Annotated in this window: 15 protein-coding genes; 10 read left to right on the top strand and 5 right to left on the bottom strand. The window is 52.6% G+C overall.

Going from position 1 to position 15,718, the window contains the following annotated elements:
- Positions 1-114 precede the first annotated feature (114 nt).
- The 4 genes from hslO to igaA form a co-directional block, all read right to left on the bottom strand.
- The gene (hslO, locus tag FEK66_RS06005; protein ID WP_130208979.1) at positions 115-993 is read right to left on the bottom strand and encodes an Hsp33 family molecular chaperone HslO; all 879 of its coding nucleotides are present in this window, start codon (positions 991-993) and stop codon (positions 115-117) included.
- Between the two features lie 24 nt (positions 994-1,017).
- The gene (gene hslR, locus FEK66_RS06000) at positions 1,018-1,419 is read right to left on the bottom strand and encodes a ribosome-associated heat shock protein Hsp15 (RefSeq protein ID WP_000660493.1); all 402 of its coding nucleotides are present in this window, start codon (positions 1,417-1,419) and stop codon (positions 1,018-1,020) included.
- 10 nt (positions 1,420-1,429) lie between these two features.
- Positions 1,430-2,098 (bottom strand): GMP/IMP nucleotidase, encoded by a 669-nt coding sequence (gene yrfG, locus FEK66_RS05995; protein ID WP_130208977.1) that lies wholly within the window; start codon positions 2,096-2,098, stop codon positions 1,430-1,432.
- Between the two features lie 64 nt (positions 2,099-2,162).
- A complete protein-coding gene (gene igaA, locus FEK66_RS05990; RefSeq protein WP_130221393.1) occupies positions 2,163-4,298 on the bottom strand; it encodes an intracellular growth attenuator protein IgaA in 2,136 nt (711 codons plus the stop codon).
- Between the two features lie 321 nt (positions 4,299-4,619).
- Between igaA and nudE the strand changes: the two genes are divergently transcribed.
- Positions 4,620-5,180 (top strand): ADP compounds hydrolase NudE, encoded by a 561-nt coding sequence (nudE, locus tag FEK66_RS05985; protein ID WP_126511443.1) that lies wholly within the window; start codon positions 4,620-4,622, stop codon positions 5,178-5,180.
- Between the two features lie 166 nt (positions 5,181-5,346).
- On the opposite strand, the gene mrcA is transcribed toward nudE, so the two are convergent.
- Complete coding sequence (gene mrcA / locus FEK66_RS05980) at positions 5,347-7,899, bottom strand: peptidoglycan glycosyltransferase/peptidoglycan DD-transpeptidase MrcA (RefSeq protein ID WP_130208973.1); 2,553 nt, start codon at positions 7,897-7,899, stop codon at positions 5,347-5,349.
- A 119-nt stretch (positions 7,900-8,018) separates the two neighbouring features.
- Here mrcA and hofM point away from each other — a divergent pair, with 119 nt between their 5' ends.
- From hofM to dam, 9 genes are all read left to right on the top strand, one after another.
- Positions 8,019-8,798, top strand: a complete 780-nt coding sequence (gene hofM / locus FEK66_RS05975) for a DNA utilization protein HofM (protein ID WP_130261024.1) — start codon at positions 8,019-8,021, stop codon at positions 8,796-8,798.
- Positions 8,798-9,337, top strand: a complete 540-nt coding sequence (locus FEK66_RS05970) for a PilN domain-containing protein (protein ID WP_130261023.1) — start codon at positions 8,798-8,800, stop codon at positions 9,335-9,337. The genes hofM and FEK66_RS05970 overlap by 1 nt, the downstream gene beginning before the upstream one ends.
- Positions 9,321-9,761, top strand: coding sequence for a DNA utilization protein HofO (locus tag FEK66_RS05965; RefSeq protein ID WP_130258692.1), 441 nt, complete (start codon positions 9,321-9,323; stop codon positions 9,759-9,761). Before FEK66_RS05970 ends, FEK66_RS05965 begins: the two co-directional genes overlap by 17 nt.
- On the top strand, positions 9,751-10,155 hold the full coding sequence (locus FEK66_RS05960) for a DUF2531 family protein (protein WP_135495233.1): 405 nt from the start codon (positions 9,751-9,753) through the stop codon (positions 10,153-10,155). Before FEK66_RS05965 ends, FEK66_RS05960 begins: the two co-directional genes overlap by 11 nt.
- On the top strand, positions 10,067-11,305 hold the full coding sequence (gene hofQ / locus FEK66_RS05955) for a DNA uptake porin HofQ (RefSeq protein ID WP_130261022.1): 1,239 nt from the start codon (positions 10,067-10,069) through the stop codon (positions 11,303-11,305). Before FEK66_RS05960 ends, hofQ begins: the two co-directional genes overlap by 89 nt.
- Positions 11,306-11,705: 400 nt before the next feature.
- On the top strand, positions 11,706-12,227 hold the full coding sequence (gene aroK / locus FEK66_RS05950) for a shikimate kinase AroK (RefSeq protein WP_001507994.1): 522 nt from the start codon (positions 11,706-11,708) through the stop codon (positions 12,225-12,227).
- 56 nt (positions 12,228-12,283) lie between these two features.
- Entirely contained in the window at positions 12,284-13,372 is a 1,089-nt protein-coding gene (aroB, locus tag FEK66_RS05945; protein ID WP_130208963.1) for a 3-dehydroquinate synthase, read from the top strand.
- A 91-nt stretch (positions 13,373-13,463) separates the two neighbouring features.
- Positions 13,464-14,762, top strand: a complete 1,299-nt coding sequence (damX, locus tag FEK66_RS05940) for a cell division protein DamX (protein WP_135495232.1) — start codon at positions 13,464-13,466, stop codon at positions 14,760-14,762.
- Positions 14,763-14,868: 106 nt separating this feature from the next.
- A complete protein-coding gene (gene dam / locus FEK66_RS05935; protein ID WP_130217642.1) occupies positions 14,869-15,705 on the top strand; it encodes an adenine-specific DNA-methyltransferase in 837 nt (278 codons plus the stop codon).
- Positions 15,706-15,718: the final 13 nt, after the last annotated feature.

Below are 15,718 nucleotides of genomic sequence, written 5' to 3'. Positions count from 1 at the left end.
GGCGCCTTATCTTACCTGCGATAAATTGCATTTAATCCGTAGGCCAGATAAGCGCAGCGCATCAGGCAATTTAGTCATGATATCCGGCAGAGTCATCTCTGCCGGACATGGCGATTAATGAACCTGCGGATCTGCCGGAGACGCATTGTTGCGGATCTCGGCAATATCCATTGCATTGAACAGATAGTGGTTACCACAGTAATCACAATGCATGTCAATTTCGCCTTCTTCCGCGAGGATGCTATCAACTTCTTCATCCGGCAGCGTTTTCAGCGCGCCTGCGCAACGTTCACGCGAGCAGGTGCATTTGAATTCAACATCCTGCGGATCGTAAACCGTCACCTCTTCTTCGTGGTATAAGCGCCACAAAACTTCGTTTGCCGGTAACGTCAGCAGCTCTTCAGTTTTGATGGTTTCGGTCAGCGTCGCCAGGTGGTCGAAGTCGTCTTGCTGGGCATTTTGCGCAGGCATTACCTGCAACAACATACCGCCCGCAGCCGGTTTGCCGTCTACGTCACCGGTGCGAATAAACAGGCGCGTCGGCAGCTGTTCAGAACGCATAAAGTAATCTTCCAGGCAAGCCGCCAGGGTATCACCTTCCAGACCAACCACGCCCTGATAGCGTTCGCCTTCGCTCGGGGTAATGGTGATCACCACGTAACCATTGCCGACCAGCGTTTTCAGGTCGGCATTTTCTGGAATTTCGCCCTGCACGCGCGCCACACCACGCATCTGCTGTTTATTGTTACCGTTAATAACCGCCAGATTCATCGGACCGTCGCCTTGCAGCTGTACGGTGATATCACCATCAAACTTCAGCGTAGCGGTCAACAGGCTGGTCGCGACCAGCAGTTCTGCCAGCACGTTTTTCACCGGCTGCGGATAATCGTGATTCTCAAGGATCTGTTGCAGGGTTTCCGAAACGGTTACCAGTTCGCCGCGAACGGCAAAGTTTTCAAACAGATAGCGATGTAATTGGTCATGTTGCGGCATAATCATCTCTCTTGCAGGTGACAGTTATTCACTGTCGCCGTGTTTAAATCGTAACAGGTCACGGCGCTCTTTTTTGTCCGGGCGCCGGTCCGGGTGCGGCATGGTTAAGGCATTAAGTTTACGTGCCAGCGCCATTTTTTCGCGTTTCTCTACACTTTCCGCAGTCTCTTCATACAACAAGACCGCCTCGCTGGCGGGGCGACGCTGTTCAGTAATCGCCTTTACAATCACCGTTCGTTCGTCATTTCCCTGGCGCAGCGTGAGCGTGGCATTCAGCTCGACGACTTTACTCGGCTTGCTGCGTTGCCCGTTGTAATGCACCTTACCGCCTTCAATCATTTCGCGGGCCAGCGCGCGGGTTTTATAAAAACGGGCGGCCCATAGCCATTTATCCAGTCGAACCTCAACAGCCGGTTTTTCTTTCATGGCGTCTCCTTCACATTAGCGAGGGGATCAGGCGGCGGTAGTCATTCAGTGACGGATGGCGTTCATACTGTTTTTCGGCTATTCCAGAGTCAGGGTTGGTGACGCCGAGACAGTAACGAATACCAAATTGCGCGGCAGCATCGAGAATGGCTTCGCTGTCATCAATAAACAGCGTTCTTTCAGCTTTCAGACCCGTAGCTTCGGCCACCGCATGCCATAACCGCTGATCCTCTTTCGGATAACCAAATGTGTGGGTGGAAAGTAATAAATCAAGGTGTGCGTCCAGACCCGTATGCTCAAGTTTAACGGCCAGGTTATGTGGATGGGCGTTAGTGAGCAAAATTCGCTGCTTGCCGCTGGCTTTCAGCGCTTCGAGAAACGGAATAGTATCTTCACGCAACACAGCACGCGGCCCCATCTCGGTGGTCATCGCACAGATATCCAGACCCAGTTGCTCGCTCCAGTAATCAAGACAGTACCAGTTTAGCGTATGCTGCACGTCGTGATATTGCCGGCGCATATATTCCATTGCTTCCTGTGGCGTAACACCGTTTTTCGCGCCCCATGTTTCAGGCACCAGCTTTTGCCAAAAATAGTTATCGAAGGCGAGGTCGAGCAACGTGCCGTCCATATCCAGCAGAACGGTGTCTACGTCCTGCCAGGCAATGTTGATATGCATGGGGGAAATCTCCAGAGTGAAGCAATTTGCGCGACAGGGTAGCATAACCTGCCGCGCAAACGTGTTATTCGATGAGGCTTTCTGAAGACGTGAGCAGCGTCGGATTCAGGCAGCTTTCGTAATATTCCTTAATCTCCATCATGCGGGTGCGATGACGCTGGTAACGACGCCAGGCCTGCACGCCATTATAGATGGCACAGCCGAACATCGTCAGTAGCAGTAATGTGGTGCCGAGATAGCGCCACAGGCCAGAACGGTCCGGAATAGGGTGCAAGCTGATATGCTGCGTGCCGTTGGCATCGGTGAAAATATTGGTGACGATCCCCTCGGCGTTAAACGGTGTATGCATCAACATTTGCGCCAGCTTCTGGAAAGCGTTCCATTGTTCTTGCGCCGGGTAGTCATAAAGTGAGGCTGCTGGCCACGGTTGATCGACAAAATCGCTGCCTTCGTCGCTGACAATCAGGAAGCCGCCAGGCGCTGGGCTATTCAGTGATTGTGCCGCTCGCGCCGTTTCATGAGTGATAAACGGTGCGGTGGAAGTCGCCACCAGATTATCCAGCGATTCTGCGCTCACCGGGCGGAGTAATACATTCACACCATCAAGTTTTCCTGCGTTGGCGCGTTTCACCAGTGCGTCCCAGTCCTTACTGTTGCCAAGATTCACCAGGGCGTTTTTTAAGCGCACACAATCATCTTTGGCTGCACAGAGATCTGCTGTCTTCAGTACGATGTCGCCAAAGTCATCAAGCAAAACCATGCCGGATTTCTGAATCGCAGAACGTAATGAGGCACTGACGCGTGATTCATCTTCCGGTTTAGGGTGCAGTTGACGGTTTACTGCTTCGGTCAACGCCGTAGCTTTGTTAACCAGTTCCGATTCCGGTAATGGCAATGAACGGGCGTCATTCCAGATGATTTGCGAGCAGTCAAACGGCAAAAACGGTGAATTGGTTTTCGCGCTCCAGGTGCCGGAAGTGCGGATATTACACATGCCTGTACCACTTAGACGTAAGGTATCGCCTACGCGTACGCCAGCGTCCGCGAGCTGTTTAACACTGGTGGCCTCAATAGTCTGCGCGCCTTTCATCCACGAGAGAGTGAATTTCAGCGGCATATCCAGTGGGATCCAGAACAGCAGCATAAACAAGACTATCAGCGAACCGGCTGCGATAACCGTGCTGCGTAGCCAGTGCTGCAACGGGAAGTTTTTTACTTCGTCATGCAGCGAAAGATAGCGCCCCTGGCGCACGACGTGACGGTCGAGGTAGATATCGATATCGGTTTGTTGTCCGAGATCCTGGGCAATGTAAGGTTGCCAGTGCGCGGGGTAGACCAGATCGATAATACCAAGCGAAATATTGTTAATCTGTTCCTGAGAGTTTTCACCAAACAGCCCCCAGCGACGCGGTGTCCCGCGCAGGCAGTGGATTTCCCTTAGAGAGGATTTGGCAGGTGGCGCATATAATCCCCACAGGCCCGCGCCCAGCAGCAGCAGCGCGCCGCCAACTAACCACGGGACAAATACATCCGGGGTCACCAGGCAGAAATAGAACATCAGGAATGAGGCGACAATCAGCAGCGCTTCCCGCAATCCTCGTGGGCGGCTAAGTGCATACTCTTCGTGCGTTTCCTGGCGAATGTTGAGCAACTCAATTTGTTCGCTCTCTTCACCGCGAATCGATGCCTGCGTTGATGGAATAGGTTGTAACGTGTAACCGCGAGTCTCCTGCATATACTCTTGCAGCGTATGGCCGTTGAGTGAAATGACTAATGGGAGTGAGTCGGTATAAATCAGTTCAACGGTGTTTTCGTCGTTGATGTACTGCTCCCAGAAAGGCGGCAGGTGGACTTCTACCGAGTCAAGGTAGTAGCGCCATTTATTGGGATCGTCGGTAGAGATGCCATAACGTGTGATAGCGTGCGTCAGCATCATCACATTATTGCTTTCGGCGTTCAGCGTCAGAGAGACAGGCGCCGTGCTGGCCCCCGTCGGACCGGGAACCTGCAAAATCTGCGTCAGGCTCTCGAGATAATTTTCAACAGCGCTACGTTCTTCCGGAGTGAGTTTGCGCGTTTGCGCATCAGCGAAGGCGTTAGCCCAGGGCAATTGTCGCCGCCTGGTGCGGGTTTTTATCAGCCATCCCGCAAGTAGTGAGCAGGCCAGCAAAGCAGCTAAAAAAATCACAATGGTGCTCATGCTTTCCCCATCTTACTTAATTTGTCAGGCGTGATTATTCGCACCCTGGACACAATATAGGATTCTGCGGTTGGCTATCGGCAAGCGTGGAGTTGAACTTGAGCATCATTAAGCGCATCCCAGTAACCGCTGATCATAGCAAACCCTCTGAGGGCGGAATATCAGCAAATTCCTGGAGTTATTTCAACCTATTGACTTTTAATTTGATTTGAGAACGATTATTTATCAGGTTGCATAAATGTAAATAACATGCAATTCACATTGCCGAAACGGTGTCCGATATCGCACAATAAATACTGATTTCACTGCAAAGATTCCACAATGAGAAAATCATTACAAAAACCCACCATTCTGAATGTTGAAACTGTAGCCCGTTCCCGACTGTTTACCGTCGAAAGCGTGGATCTGGAGTTCAGCAATGGCGTGCGGCGTGTTTATGAACGAATGCGTCCAACCAACAGGGAAGCGGTGATGATTGTGCCTATTGTGGACGACCATCTGATCCTGATTCGTGAGTACGCGGTGGGAACTGAATCCTACGAGTTAGGGTTTTCGAAAGGGCTGATTGATCCCGGTGAAAGCGTCTACGAAGCAGCTAACCGCGAGCTAAAAGAAGAAGTGGGATTTGGTGCGAACGATCTGACTTTTTTGAAGAAACTCAGCATGGCGCCGTCTTACTTTTCCAGCAAAATGAATATTGTGGTGGCGCAAGATCTCTACCCGGAGTCGCTGGAAGGCGATGAGCCAGAGCCGCTACCGCAGGTTCGCTGGCCGCTGGCGCATATGATGGATTTGCTCGAAGATCCTGACTTCAATGAAGCGCGCAATGTCAGCGCGCTGTTCCTGGTACGTGAGTGGTTGAAGGGGCAGGGACGGTTGTAAATACGTAGATCTTGCCTGATGCGTCATGCATATCAGGCCTACGGGGTTCCTGCAATGTATTGAGTTTTCAAGATTTTGCATGCCGGCTAAGGCGTTCATGCCGCATCCGGCATGAACAACGCGCACTTTGCCAGCAAACTGAAAAGGCGCCGAAGCGCCTTTTTAATCAGAACAATTCCTGTGCCTCACCATTATCGATAATGGTCGTTCCCACCTCGCGCACCGCCTGCTGTGTAGGCTGTGTACCTTCAATGAAGTACTCTTCGCGGCTGTTGCCGCCGCTGGCCAGTTGCCCAGTGCTGCGATCGATATTCACCGTCACAATACCCGGCGGCGGCGTCAGCGGTTGTTCCGGTACGCCTTCCAGAACGGCTTTCATATAAGCGTCCCATGCAGGCTGCGCGCTTTTAGCACCACCTTCATAACCAGAGATCTGATCTTTAATTGCCCCGGAAGCCGTGGTATGACCGAGATTACGACGGTGGTCGTCAAAGCCAATCCATACTGAGGTTACTACGCCTGGTCCGTAACCCGAGAACCATGCATCCTTCGAGCTGTTGGTGGTCCCGGTTTTCCCGCCGATATCATGACGTTGCAAATCACGACCTGCGCGCCAGCCAGTACCTTGCCAGCCTGGTTCACCAAAGATATTGGTGTTCAGTGCGCTCTTAATCAGGAATGCCAGCGGAGTGCTGATAACGTGCGGAGCATACTCCTGCGCGCCGGTCTTCGCGACTAATGTCTGATTAGCTTGCTCCAGTTGCGGCATCGGCACCGAAACATTTTGCTGCTCGCGGGAGATAGCCACGTCTTCAACGTCGTTATTTTCCAGCACGTTCGATTTTTGCGTATCGCCATAAATCACCGGGATATCGCATTCCGGGCAAGCTACTTTCGGTTTCGCTTCGAAAATCACGCCGCCCTGGTCGTTTTCAATTTTGCTGATAAACCACGGATCCACCAGGAAGCCACCGTTCGCCATTACTGCGTAGCCGCGCGCCACCTGCAGCGGCGTGAAGGACGCGGAACCCAGCGCCAGCGATTCGGTATGAACAATGTTTTGCGCCGGGAAGCCGAAGCGTTGCAGATACTCTGCAGCGTAGTCGACGCCCATAGCCCGCATTGCACGCACCATCACTACGTTCTTCGACTGACCCAGTCCCTGACGTAAACGGATTGGACCGGCATATTGCGGCGGTGAGTTTTTCGGCTCCCAGTCAGAACCAGCACCGGCGTCCCAGCGGGAAATCGGCACATCGTTCAGCATACTTGCCAGCGTCAGACCTTTATCCATTGCTGCGGTGTAGAGGAACGGTTTGATATTCGAACCCACCTGACGCAGCGCCTGAGTTGCGCGGTTAAACTTGCTCTGGTTGAAGTCAAAGCCACCAACCAGCGCCATGACGGCACCGTTTTGCGGATTGATCGACACAAGCGCCGAGTTCACCTCTGGCACCTGCGCCAGCCACCAGGCATCGCCAACCTGGCGAACCCAGATTTGCTGACCCGTTTGCACCACATCAGTCACTTTACGCGGCGTCGGTCCCTGTTGAGTGTCTGAACGGTAAGGACGCGCCCAGCGAACGCCTTCCATACGCAACGTTACGGACGTTCCGTCAGCCAGCATCGCTGTCGCTTCCTGCGGATTGGTGCTGGTAACTGCGGCAGGCAGCAGCGGACCGTAAGTCGGCAACGCTTTCAGAGTATTGGTTATCTTTTTGGTGTCCCACGCCGTCTCACCCACTTTCCACAGCACATTAGCCGGGCCGCGATAACCGTGACGCATGTCGTAGTCCAGCACGTTGTTACGCACCGCTTGCTGCGCGGCCTGCTGAACTTTGCGGGTAATGGTGGTGTAAATGCGATAACCGTCTTCATAAGCGCTTTCGCCGTAACGGCTATACATCTCCTGACGCACCATTTCGGTGAGATACGGCGCCGAGAAGGCAATTTCCGGCGCGTGATAATTGGCGTTAATCGGCTCACTACGCGTCTGATCATATTGCTGCTGGGTGATATACCCTTCGCTCAACATACGCGACAGCACAACGTTACGCCGCGCGACGGCGCGATCCATTGAGTAGAGCGGGTTGAAAGTGGATGGGGCTTTTGGCAGCCCGGCAATCACCGCCATTTCGTTCAGCGTCAGTTGGTCGACCGTTTTACCGAAATAGACTTGTGCCGCAGCACCGACACCATAGGCGCGGTAACCGAGGTAAATCTTGTTCAGATAAAGCTCGAGGATCTCGTCTTTAGTCAGCAACTGTTCAATACGAATCGCGAGGAAGACTTCCTTAATCTTACGCATCAGCGTGCGTTCCGGACTGAGGAAGAAGTTTCTCGCCAGTTGCTGGGTAATGGTACTCGCCCCTTGTGACGCGTGACCAGAGAACAACGCCACACTTGCCGCACGGAAGATCCCCACCGGGTCAACGCCGTGATGCTCATAAAAGCGGCTGTCCTCCGTCGCGATAAAGGCTTTCACCATTTCCGGCGGGATTTGATCCAACGTAACCGGAATACGACGTTTTTCACCATATTGCGCAATTAGCTCGCCATCGGCGCTGTAAATCTGCATCGGAATTTGCAGGCGAACATCTTTTAATGTCGCCACATCCGGCAGTTGTGGCTCGATGTAGCGGTAGAGGCCATAAATCGAGCCTGCTCCCAGCAGAATGCAACAGACTGCAAGGATCAATAAATACTTTACGAACTTCACTGGAAATTTCCGATTTGGTTTCATTTGGGCAGTTTATAAACAAACGCGCGGTAGTATAAAGGCAAGCCAGACGCATTGATATACCCGTCAGAGTGACGGGTGATAAGGAGATCATCACAATGGCATTTAAGAACTGGCAAATTGGGTTGCATTTACAACAGCAAGAAGCGGTGGCGGTTGCTATCGTGCGTGGTGCAAAAGAATGTTTTTTGCAACGTTGGTGGCGTTTGCCGCTGGCGACAGACATTATCAAAGATGGACGCATTCTCGATACAGAGCGGCTGGCAAAAACGTTGTTACCGTGGAGTCGTGAACTGCCGCATCGACATCACATTATGCTGGCATTTCCTGCTGGTCGAACGTTACAGAGGGCATTTCCACGCCCGGCGATGTCTCTCGGTGAGCGAGAGCAAACGGCATGGCTGGCAGGCACAATGGCACGCGAGCTGGATATGGAACCGGACTCCCTGCGCTTCGATTATAGCGAAGATTCACTAAGCCCGGCCTATAACGTGACCGCCGCGCAAAGCAAAGAGTTGGCAACGTTACTTACCCTGGCAGAAAGATTGCGTGTTCACGTTAGCGCAATTACCCCAGATGCCTGCGCTTTACAACGGTTTCTGCCTTTTTTACCCCCTCACAAGCAATGTCTGGCCTGGTGTGATCACGAACAGTGGTTGTGGGCGACGCGTTATAGCTGGGGGCGCAAGCTGGTGGTGGGGATGACAAGCGCGAATGACCTTGCAGCGATGTTATCCGTGGATCCCGACAGTATCGCAATATGCGGCGAAGGCGGATTTGACCCCTGGGAGGCGGTTTCTGTTCGTCAGCCGCCGCTACCGCCACCAGGTGGAGACTTCGCCATTGCGCTGGGGCTGGCGCTTGGGGAGAGTCGCTAATGAACCCACCAATCAATTTTTTGCCCTGGCGACAGCAACGCCGTGCGGCCTTTTTTCGCTTCTGGTTGCAGATGTTTGTTGCCCCTCTGCTGCTGACCATAGGGATAACGCTAATGCAGCGTCTGGCATATAACGCCGAAGCACGCGTAGACGCCATTTTGCTCGAGGGAGAACAACAACTCGCCCGTAGCTTACAGGTCACTAAGCCACGTTTGCTGGAACGCCAACAGTTACGCGAACAGCATTTGCGACGTCAGCGTCAGCGACAATTTACCCGCGACTGGCAACCAGCGCTGGAAGCGCTGGCGACGCTTTTACCAGAAAAAGCCTGGCTGACCACGCTGAGCTGGCAGCAGGGAACGCTGGAAGTCAAAGGACTTACGTCGAACATCACCGCACTAAATGGGTTGGAGAAGTCACTCCGTGAGGATGCCTCTTTTCAGTTCAACCAGCGAGGGGCCACGCAGCAGGATGCACAAGGGCGCTGGCAATTTGCGTACCAGTTAACAAGGAAGGTTAGCGATGAACTCGCTCTTTGACTGGTGGTTTACCACATCTCCTCGTACCCGTCAGTTTGGCTGGGCAGTCTGGTTGCTGGTGTTATTCACAATCATCGTTCTTTCATTGGCCCATCAGGAAGAGAGCGACGCATTAATTCGACTGCGGGCAAGTAATCACCAGCAGTGGGCTGCACTGCATCGCCTGGTAGACACCACACCCATCCGCGAAGAAAAGACGTTGCCCTTTTCGCCGCTGGATTTTCAGTTGCCTGGCGCGCAACTGGTTTACTGGCATCCGTCCGCCCAGGGAGGGGAGTTGGCGTTGAAAACGCTCTGGGAAGCGGTGCCGTCGGCATTTACACGACTGGCAGAGCGCAACGTCAGCGTAAGTCGTTTTTCGTTAAGCGTGGAAGGTGATGAACTCTTGTTCACGCTCCAACTGGAGGGGGCGAATGATGGCTAAACGTTGGCTGCTGGCTGGTGTTGCATTATGGCTATTAACCGGCATGCGCGACCCGTTTAAACCACCGGAAGATCTATGCCGGATTAGCGAACTTACCCAGTGGCGCTATCAGGGGATGGTAGGAAGAGGCGAGCGCGTTATCGGCGTAATAAAAGATGGGCAAAAGAAATGGCGACGGGTGCAGCAAAACGATGTGCTGGAAAACGGCTGGATGATCTTACAGCTGACGCCAGACACACTAACGCTGGGAACCGGGACAAACTGCGAACCGCCACAGTGGTTGTGGCAACGGCAAGGAGATACAAATGAAGCAATGGATAGCCGCACTACTGTTGATGATGATGCCCATCGTGCAGGCGGCAAAGCCGCAAAAAGTCACGCTGATGGTGGATGACGTTCCGGTTGCTCAGGTTTTGCAGGCGCTGGCCGAACAGGAGAAGCTAAACCTGGTGGTGTCGCCAGACGTCAGCGGTACGGTATCGCTACATTTAACGGATGTTCCCTGGAAGCAGGCGCTACAAACCGTAGTGAAAAGCGCCGGGCTGATAACGCGTCAGGAAGGCAATATTCTTTCAGTGCATTCCGTTGCCTGGCAAAATGAAAATATCGCCCGCCAGGAGGCAGAGAAGGCACGGGCGCAGGCAAACCTGCCGCTGGAAAATCGCAGCATTACCCTGCAATACGCCGATGCCGGAGAGTTGGCGAAAGCGGGGGAGAAGCTACTTAGCGCCAAAGGCAGCATGACCGTTGATAAACGCACTAATCGCCTTTTGCTGCACGATAACCAGGCGGCGTTAACTGCACTGGAACAGTGGGTCATGCAAATGGATTTGCCGGTAGGCCAGGTTGAACTGTCGGCACACATTGTCACCATTAATGAAAAAAGTCTGCGCGAGTTAGGCGTGAAATGGACGTTGGCCGATGCGCAACAAGCTGGCGGCGTTGGGCAAGTGACTACGCTCGGTAGCGATCTCGCGGTGGCGACGGCGACGACGCATATCGGTTTTAACATTGGGCGGATCAACGGACGTTTGCTGGATCTGGAGCTTTCCGCACTAGAACAGAAACAGCAACTGGATATCATCGCCAGTCCACGTTTACTGGCTTCGCATCTCCAGCCTGCCAGCATTAAACAGGGAAGCGAAATTCCGTATCAGGTTTCCAGTGGTGAAAGTGGTGCAACATCGGTGGAGTTTAAAGAGGCGGTACTGGGAATGGAGGTCACACCCACGGTGTTACAAAAAGGTCGCATCCGGCTGAAATTACACATCAGCCAGAACGTTCCGGGGCAGGTCCTTCAACAAGCCGATGGCGAAGTGCTGGCAATTGACAAGCAGGAGATCGAAACGCAAGTCGAGGTCAAAAGCGGAGAAACGTTGGCGCTGGGCGGCATTTTTACCCGTAAAAATAAATCGGGTCAGGATAGCGTACCGCTGTTGGGTGACATTCCCTGGTTCGGGCAATTATTTCGTCATGACGGAAAAGAAGATGAACGACGTGAGTTAGTGGTGTTTATCACGCCACGACTGGTTTCCAGTGAGTAAACCGCCGCAAAAGCGGTGATGTTTTTACGTTGAACGTGTTTCATCTATTTGACGCGCGCAGGTATTTAGCATACAAGGAGTACCGATTTGAGAGTTGGTGCTCTTAGCTGCCTGCGTTTTATGATGATGATTTATCATTCAGGCGGCATTTTGCTGTCTTTTTTACGCTAATCTTACCCGGTGATTTATCGCCAAAGCGGTGATAGCAAGGCAGCATGCCTGCAGCGACCAGATATGCAGAGGGATGGGCGATTTATTCAGTTGCCAAACCTGCTGGAGTATTGAGATAATTTTCAGTCTGACTCTCGCAATATCTTATGAGGTTTCAGTTCATGTCCTGCTGCGCTCTCTGAGCGAAGCGGGTTTATCATTAACGAATAGTCTTAGTAGTACCGAAAAAATGGCAGAGAAACGCAATATCTTTCTGGTTGGGCCTATGGGTGCCGGAAAAAGCACTATTGGGCGCCAGTTAGCTCAACAACTCAATATGGAATTTTACGATTCCGATCAAGAGATTGAGAAACGAACCGGAGCTGATGTGGGCTGGGTTTTCGATTTAGAAGGCGAAGAAGGCTTCCGCGATCGCGAAGAAAAGGTCATCAATGAATTGACCGAGAAGCAGGGTATTGTGCTGGCTACTGGAGGCGGCTCTGTGAAATCCCGCGAAACGCGTAACCGTCTTTCCGCTCGTGGCGTTGTCGTTTATCTTGAAACGACCATCGAAAAGCAACTTGCACGCACGCAGCGTGATAAAAAACGCCCGTTGCTGCACGTTGAAACACCGCCACGTGAAGTTCTGGAAGCGTTGGCCAATGAACGCAATCCGCTGTATGAAGAGATTGCCGACGTGACCATTCGTACTGATGACCAAAGCGCTAAAGTGGTCGCAAACCAGATTATTAACATGCTGGAAAGCAACTAATTCTGGCTTTAAATACACTCGTCTGCGGGTACAGTAATTAAGGTGGATGTCGCGTTATGGAGAGGATAGTCGTCACTCTCGGGGAACGTAGTTACCCAATTACCATCGCATCTGGTTTGTTTAACGAACCAGCTTCATTCTTACCGCTGAAATCGGGCGAGCAGGTGATGTTGGTCACCAACGAAACTCTGGCTCCTCTGTATCTCGATAAGGTCCGCGGCGTACTTGAACAGGCGGGTGTTAACGTCGATAGCGTTATCCTCCCTGACGGCGAGCAGTATAAAAGCCTGGCTGTACTCGACACCGTCTTTACAGCGTTGTTGCAAAAGCCGCATGGCCGCGATACTACACTGGTTGCACTTGGCGGCGGCGTGGTGGGCGATCTTACCGGTTTCGCGGCGGCGAGCTATCAGCGCGGCGTTCGCTTCATTCAAGTCCCAACGACGTTATTGTCGCAGGTTGACTCCTCCGTTGGCGGCAAAACCGCGGTAAACCATCCCCTCGGTAAAAACATGATTGGCGCGTTTTACCAACCTGCATCGGTGGTGGTAGATCTCGATTGTCTGAAAACGCTTCCTCAGCGTGAGTTGGCTTCGGGGCTAGCGGAAGTCATCAAATACGGCATTATTCTTGACGGCGAGTTTTTCCATTGGCTGGAAGAGAATCTCGACGCGCTGCTTCGTCTGGATGGCCCTGCAATGGCGTACTGTATTCGCCGCTGCTGTGAGCTGAAAGCAGAAGTTGTCGCCGCCGACGAGCGTGAAGCTGGCTTACGTGCTTTACTCAATCTTGGACATACCTTTGGTCATGCCATTGAAGCTGAAATGGGCTATGGTAATTGGCTACACGGTGAAGCGGTTGCTGCGGGTATGGTAATGGCGGCGCGCACATCGGAACGTCTCGGGCAGTTCAGTTCTGCCGAAACGCAGCGTATTATTACCCTGCTCACGCGGGCTGGGTTACCGGTCAATGGGCCGCGCGAAATGTCCGCGCAGGCATATTTACCGCATATGCTGCGTGACAAGAAAGTTCTTGCGGGAGAAATGCGCTTAATTCTTCCGCTGGCAATTGGTAAGAGCGAAGTTCGCGGCGGTGTTTCGCACGATATCGTTCTTAACGCCATTGCTGATTGTCAGTTAGCGTAACAACAAGAAAGGTCAGGCCGCTTATCCGGCGGTTTATTAGCTTCAGGTTAATTGCAACGTGGTAAGCATTAACCTTTTAGTGGGGTGTTAAATGGATGAATTCAAACCAGAAGACGAGCTGAAACCCGATCCCAGCGATCGTCGTACTGGTCGTTCTCGTCAATCTTCTGAGCGTTCTGAACGTACTGAACGTGGCGAACCGCAGATCAATTTTGATGATATTGAACTTGATGATACGGATGATCGCCGTCCGACCCGCGCGCAAAAAGAGCGCGATGAGGAACCGGAAATCGAACAAGAATATGACGAATCCGAAGATGAAACGGTGGATGAAGAGCGTGTAGAGCGGCGTCCGCGTAAGCGCAAAAAAGCAGCCAGCAAACCTGCTTCTCGTCAGTATATGATGATGGGCGTCGGTATTCTGGTTCTGTTGCTGTTGATCATCGGTATCGGTTCTGCGTTAAAAGCCCCCTCGACCTCTTCCAGCGATCAAACTGCGTCTGGCGAGAAGAGTATTGATCTTGCTGGCAATGCGACCGATCAGGCGAATGGCGTGCAGCCAGCACCGGGAACCACGTCTGCGGAAAATACTCAGCAGGATGTTTCTCTGCCGCCGATTTCTTCTACGCCGACCCAGGGGCAGACCCCGGCGGCAACGGATGGTCAACAGCGTGTTGAAGTACAGGGTGATCTGAACAATGCCCTGACCCAGCCACAAAATCAGCAACAGCTGAACAATGTGGCGGTAAATTCGACATTGCCGACCGAACCCGCAACGGTTGCGCCAGTACGCAATGGCAATGCATCGCGCGACACGGCAAAAACGCAAACCGCTGAACGTCCGACCACCATGCGTCCGCCGCGTCAGCAGGCAGTGATTGAACCGAAAAAACCGCAAGCAACTGTGAAAACCGAACCGAAGCCGGTAGCACAGCAACCGAAGCGTACCGAACCAGCAGCGCCAGTGGCGAGCTCGAAGGCACCGGCTGCGACTTCTACGCCAGCGGCAACGCCAGCGCCGAATGCGACTGCCAGCACGGAGCCGGCACAAACGGCATCTCCGGCGCAAACCACGACAACACCAGCTGCTGGGGCGAAGAGCGCGGGTAATGTTGGTTCGTTGAAATCGGCACCGTCAAGCCATTACACTCTGCAGTTGAGCAGTTCCTCTAACTACGACAACCTGAACGGTTGGGCGAAGAAAGAGAACCTGAAAAACTACGTTGTCTATGAAACGACGCGTAATGGTCAGCCGTGGTATGTCCTGGTTTCTGGCGTGTACGCTTCGAAAGAAGAAGCGAAAAAAGCGGTATCTACATTGCCAGCCGATGTCCAGGCCAAAAATCCTTGGGCGAAACCGCTGCGTCAGGTACAGGCCGATCTGAAGTAATCAAGGCTATTTCCCGCAATGGATAACCGTTGCGGGAACTGCCTGAAGCGCTGGATGCTGTCGGAGCTTTCTCCACAGCCGGAGAAGGTGTAATTAGTTAGTCAGCATGAAGAAAAATCGCGCTTTTTTGAAGTGGGCAGGGGGCAAATATCCCTTGCTTGATGATATTAAACGGCATTTGCCTAAGGGCGAATGTCTGGTTGAGCCTTTTGTTGGTGCCGGGTCGGTGTTTCTTAACACCGACTTTTCTCGTTATATCCTTGCTGATATCAACAGCGATCTGATTAGTCTCTACAACATTGTAAAGACGCGTACTGAAGAGTATGTGCAGGCTGCCCGCGAGCTGTTTGTTCCCGAAACAAATTGCGCCGAGGTCTACTATCAGTTCCGCGAAGAGTTCAACAAAAGCCAGGATCCCTTGCGTCGGGCAGTACTGTTTTTATATTTGAACCGCTACGGTTACAACGGTTTGTGCCGTTACAATCTGCGCGGTGAATTTAATGTGCCGTTTGGCCGTTATAAAAAGCCCTATTTCCCGGAAGCTGAGTTGTATCATTTTGCCGAAAAAGCGCAGAATGCCTTTTTCTATTGTGAGTCTTACGCCGACAGCATGGCGCGCGCAGATGATGCATCCGTCGTCTATTGCGATCCGCCTTATGCGCCGCTTTCTGCGACCGCTAACTTCACGGCGTATCACACAAACAGTTTTACGCTTGAACAACAAGCCCATCTGGCGGAGATCGCAGAAGGTCTGGTTGATCGCCATATTCCTGTGCTGATCTCCAATCACGATACGATGTTAACGCGTGAGTGGTATCAGCGCGCAAAATTGCATGTCGTCAAAGTTCGACGCAGTATAAGCAGCAACGGCGGCACACGTAAAAAGGTGGACGAACTGCTGGCTTTGTACAAACCAGGAGTCGTTTCACCCGCGAAAAAATAATTCTCAAGGAGAA

This window comes from Escherichia sp. E1130 (assembly GCF_005781065.1).
GTDB lineage: Bacteria > Pseudomonadota > Gammaproteobacteria > Enterobacterales > Enterobacteriaceae > Escherichia.
Note: the sequence above shows the minus strand (reverse complement) of the source record. Positions and strands in the feature narration are given on the sequence as shown.

What these genes read in the sequence shown, in the direction of transcription:
- hslO (WP_130208979.1), bottom strand. Translation starts at nt 993, where the DNA reads ATGCCGCAACATGACCAATTACATCGCTATCTGTTTGAAAACTTTGCC.
- hslR (WP_000660493.1), bottom strand. Translation starts at nt 1,419, where the DNA reads ATGAAAGAAAAACCGGCTGTTGAGGTTCGACTGGATAAATGGCTATGG.
- yrfG (WP_130208977.1), bottom strand. Translation starts at nt 2,098, where the DNA reads ATGCATATCAACATTGCCTGGCAGGACGTAGACACCGTTCTGCTGGAT.
- igaA (WP_130221393.1), bottom strand. Translation starts at nt 4,298, where the DNA reads ATGAGCACCATTGTGATTTTTTTAGCTGCTTTGCTGGCCTGCTCACTA.
- nudE (WP_126511443.1), top strand. Translation starts at nt 4,620, where the DNA reads ATGAGAAAATCATTACAAAAACCCACCATTCTGAATGTTGAAACTGTA.
- hofM (WP_130261024.1), top strand. Translation starts at nt 8,019, where the DNA reads ATGGCATTTAAGAACTGGCAAATTGGGTTGCATTTACAACAGCAAGAA.
- FEK66_RS05970 (WP_130261023.1), top strand. Translation starts at nt 8,798, where the DNA reads ATGAACCCACCAATCAATTTTTTGCCCTGGCGACAGCAACGCCGTGCG.
- FEK66_RS05965 (WP_130258692.1), top strand. Translation starts at nt 9,321, where the DNA reads ATGAACTCGCTCTTTGACTGGTGGTTTACCACATCTCCTCGTACCCGT.
- FEK66_RS05960 (WP_135495233.1), top strand. Translation starts at nt 9,751, where the DNA reads ATGATGGCTAAACGTTGGCTGCTGGCTGGTGTTGCATTATGGCTATTA.
- hofQ (WP_130261022.1), top strand. Translation starts at nt 10,067, where the DNA reads ATGAAGCAATGGATAGCCGCACTACTGTTGATGATGATGCCCATCGTG.
- aroK (WP_001507994.1), top strand. Translation starts at nt 11,706, where the DNA reads ATGGCAGAGAAACGCAATATCTTTCTGGTTGGGCCTATGGGTGCCGGA.
- aroB (WP_130208963.1), top strand. Translation starts at nt 12,284, where the DNA reads ATGGAGAGGATAGTCGTCACTCTCGGGGAACGTAGTTACCCAATTACC.
- damX (WP_135495232.1), top strand. Translation starts at nt 13,464, where the DNA reads ATGGATGAATTCAAACCAGAAGACGAGCTGAAACCCGATCCCAGCGAT.
- dam (WP_130217642.1), top strand. Translation starts at nt 14,869, where the DNA reads ATGAAGAAAAATCGCGCTTTTTTGAAGTGGGCAGGGGGCAAATATCCC.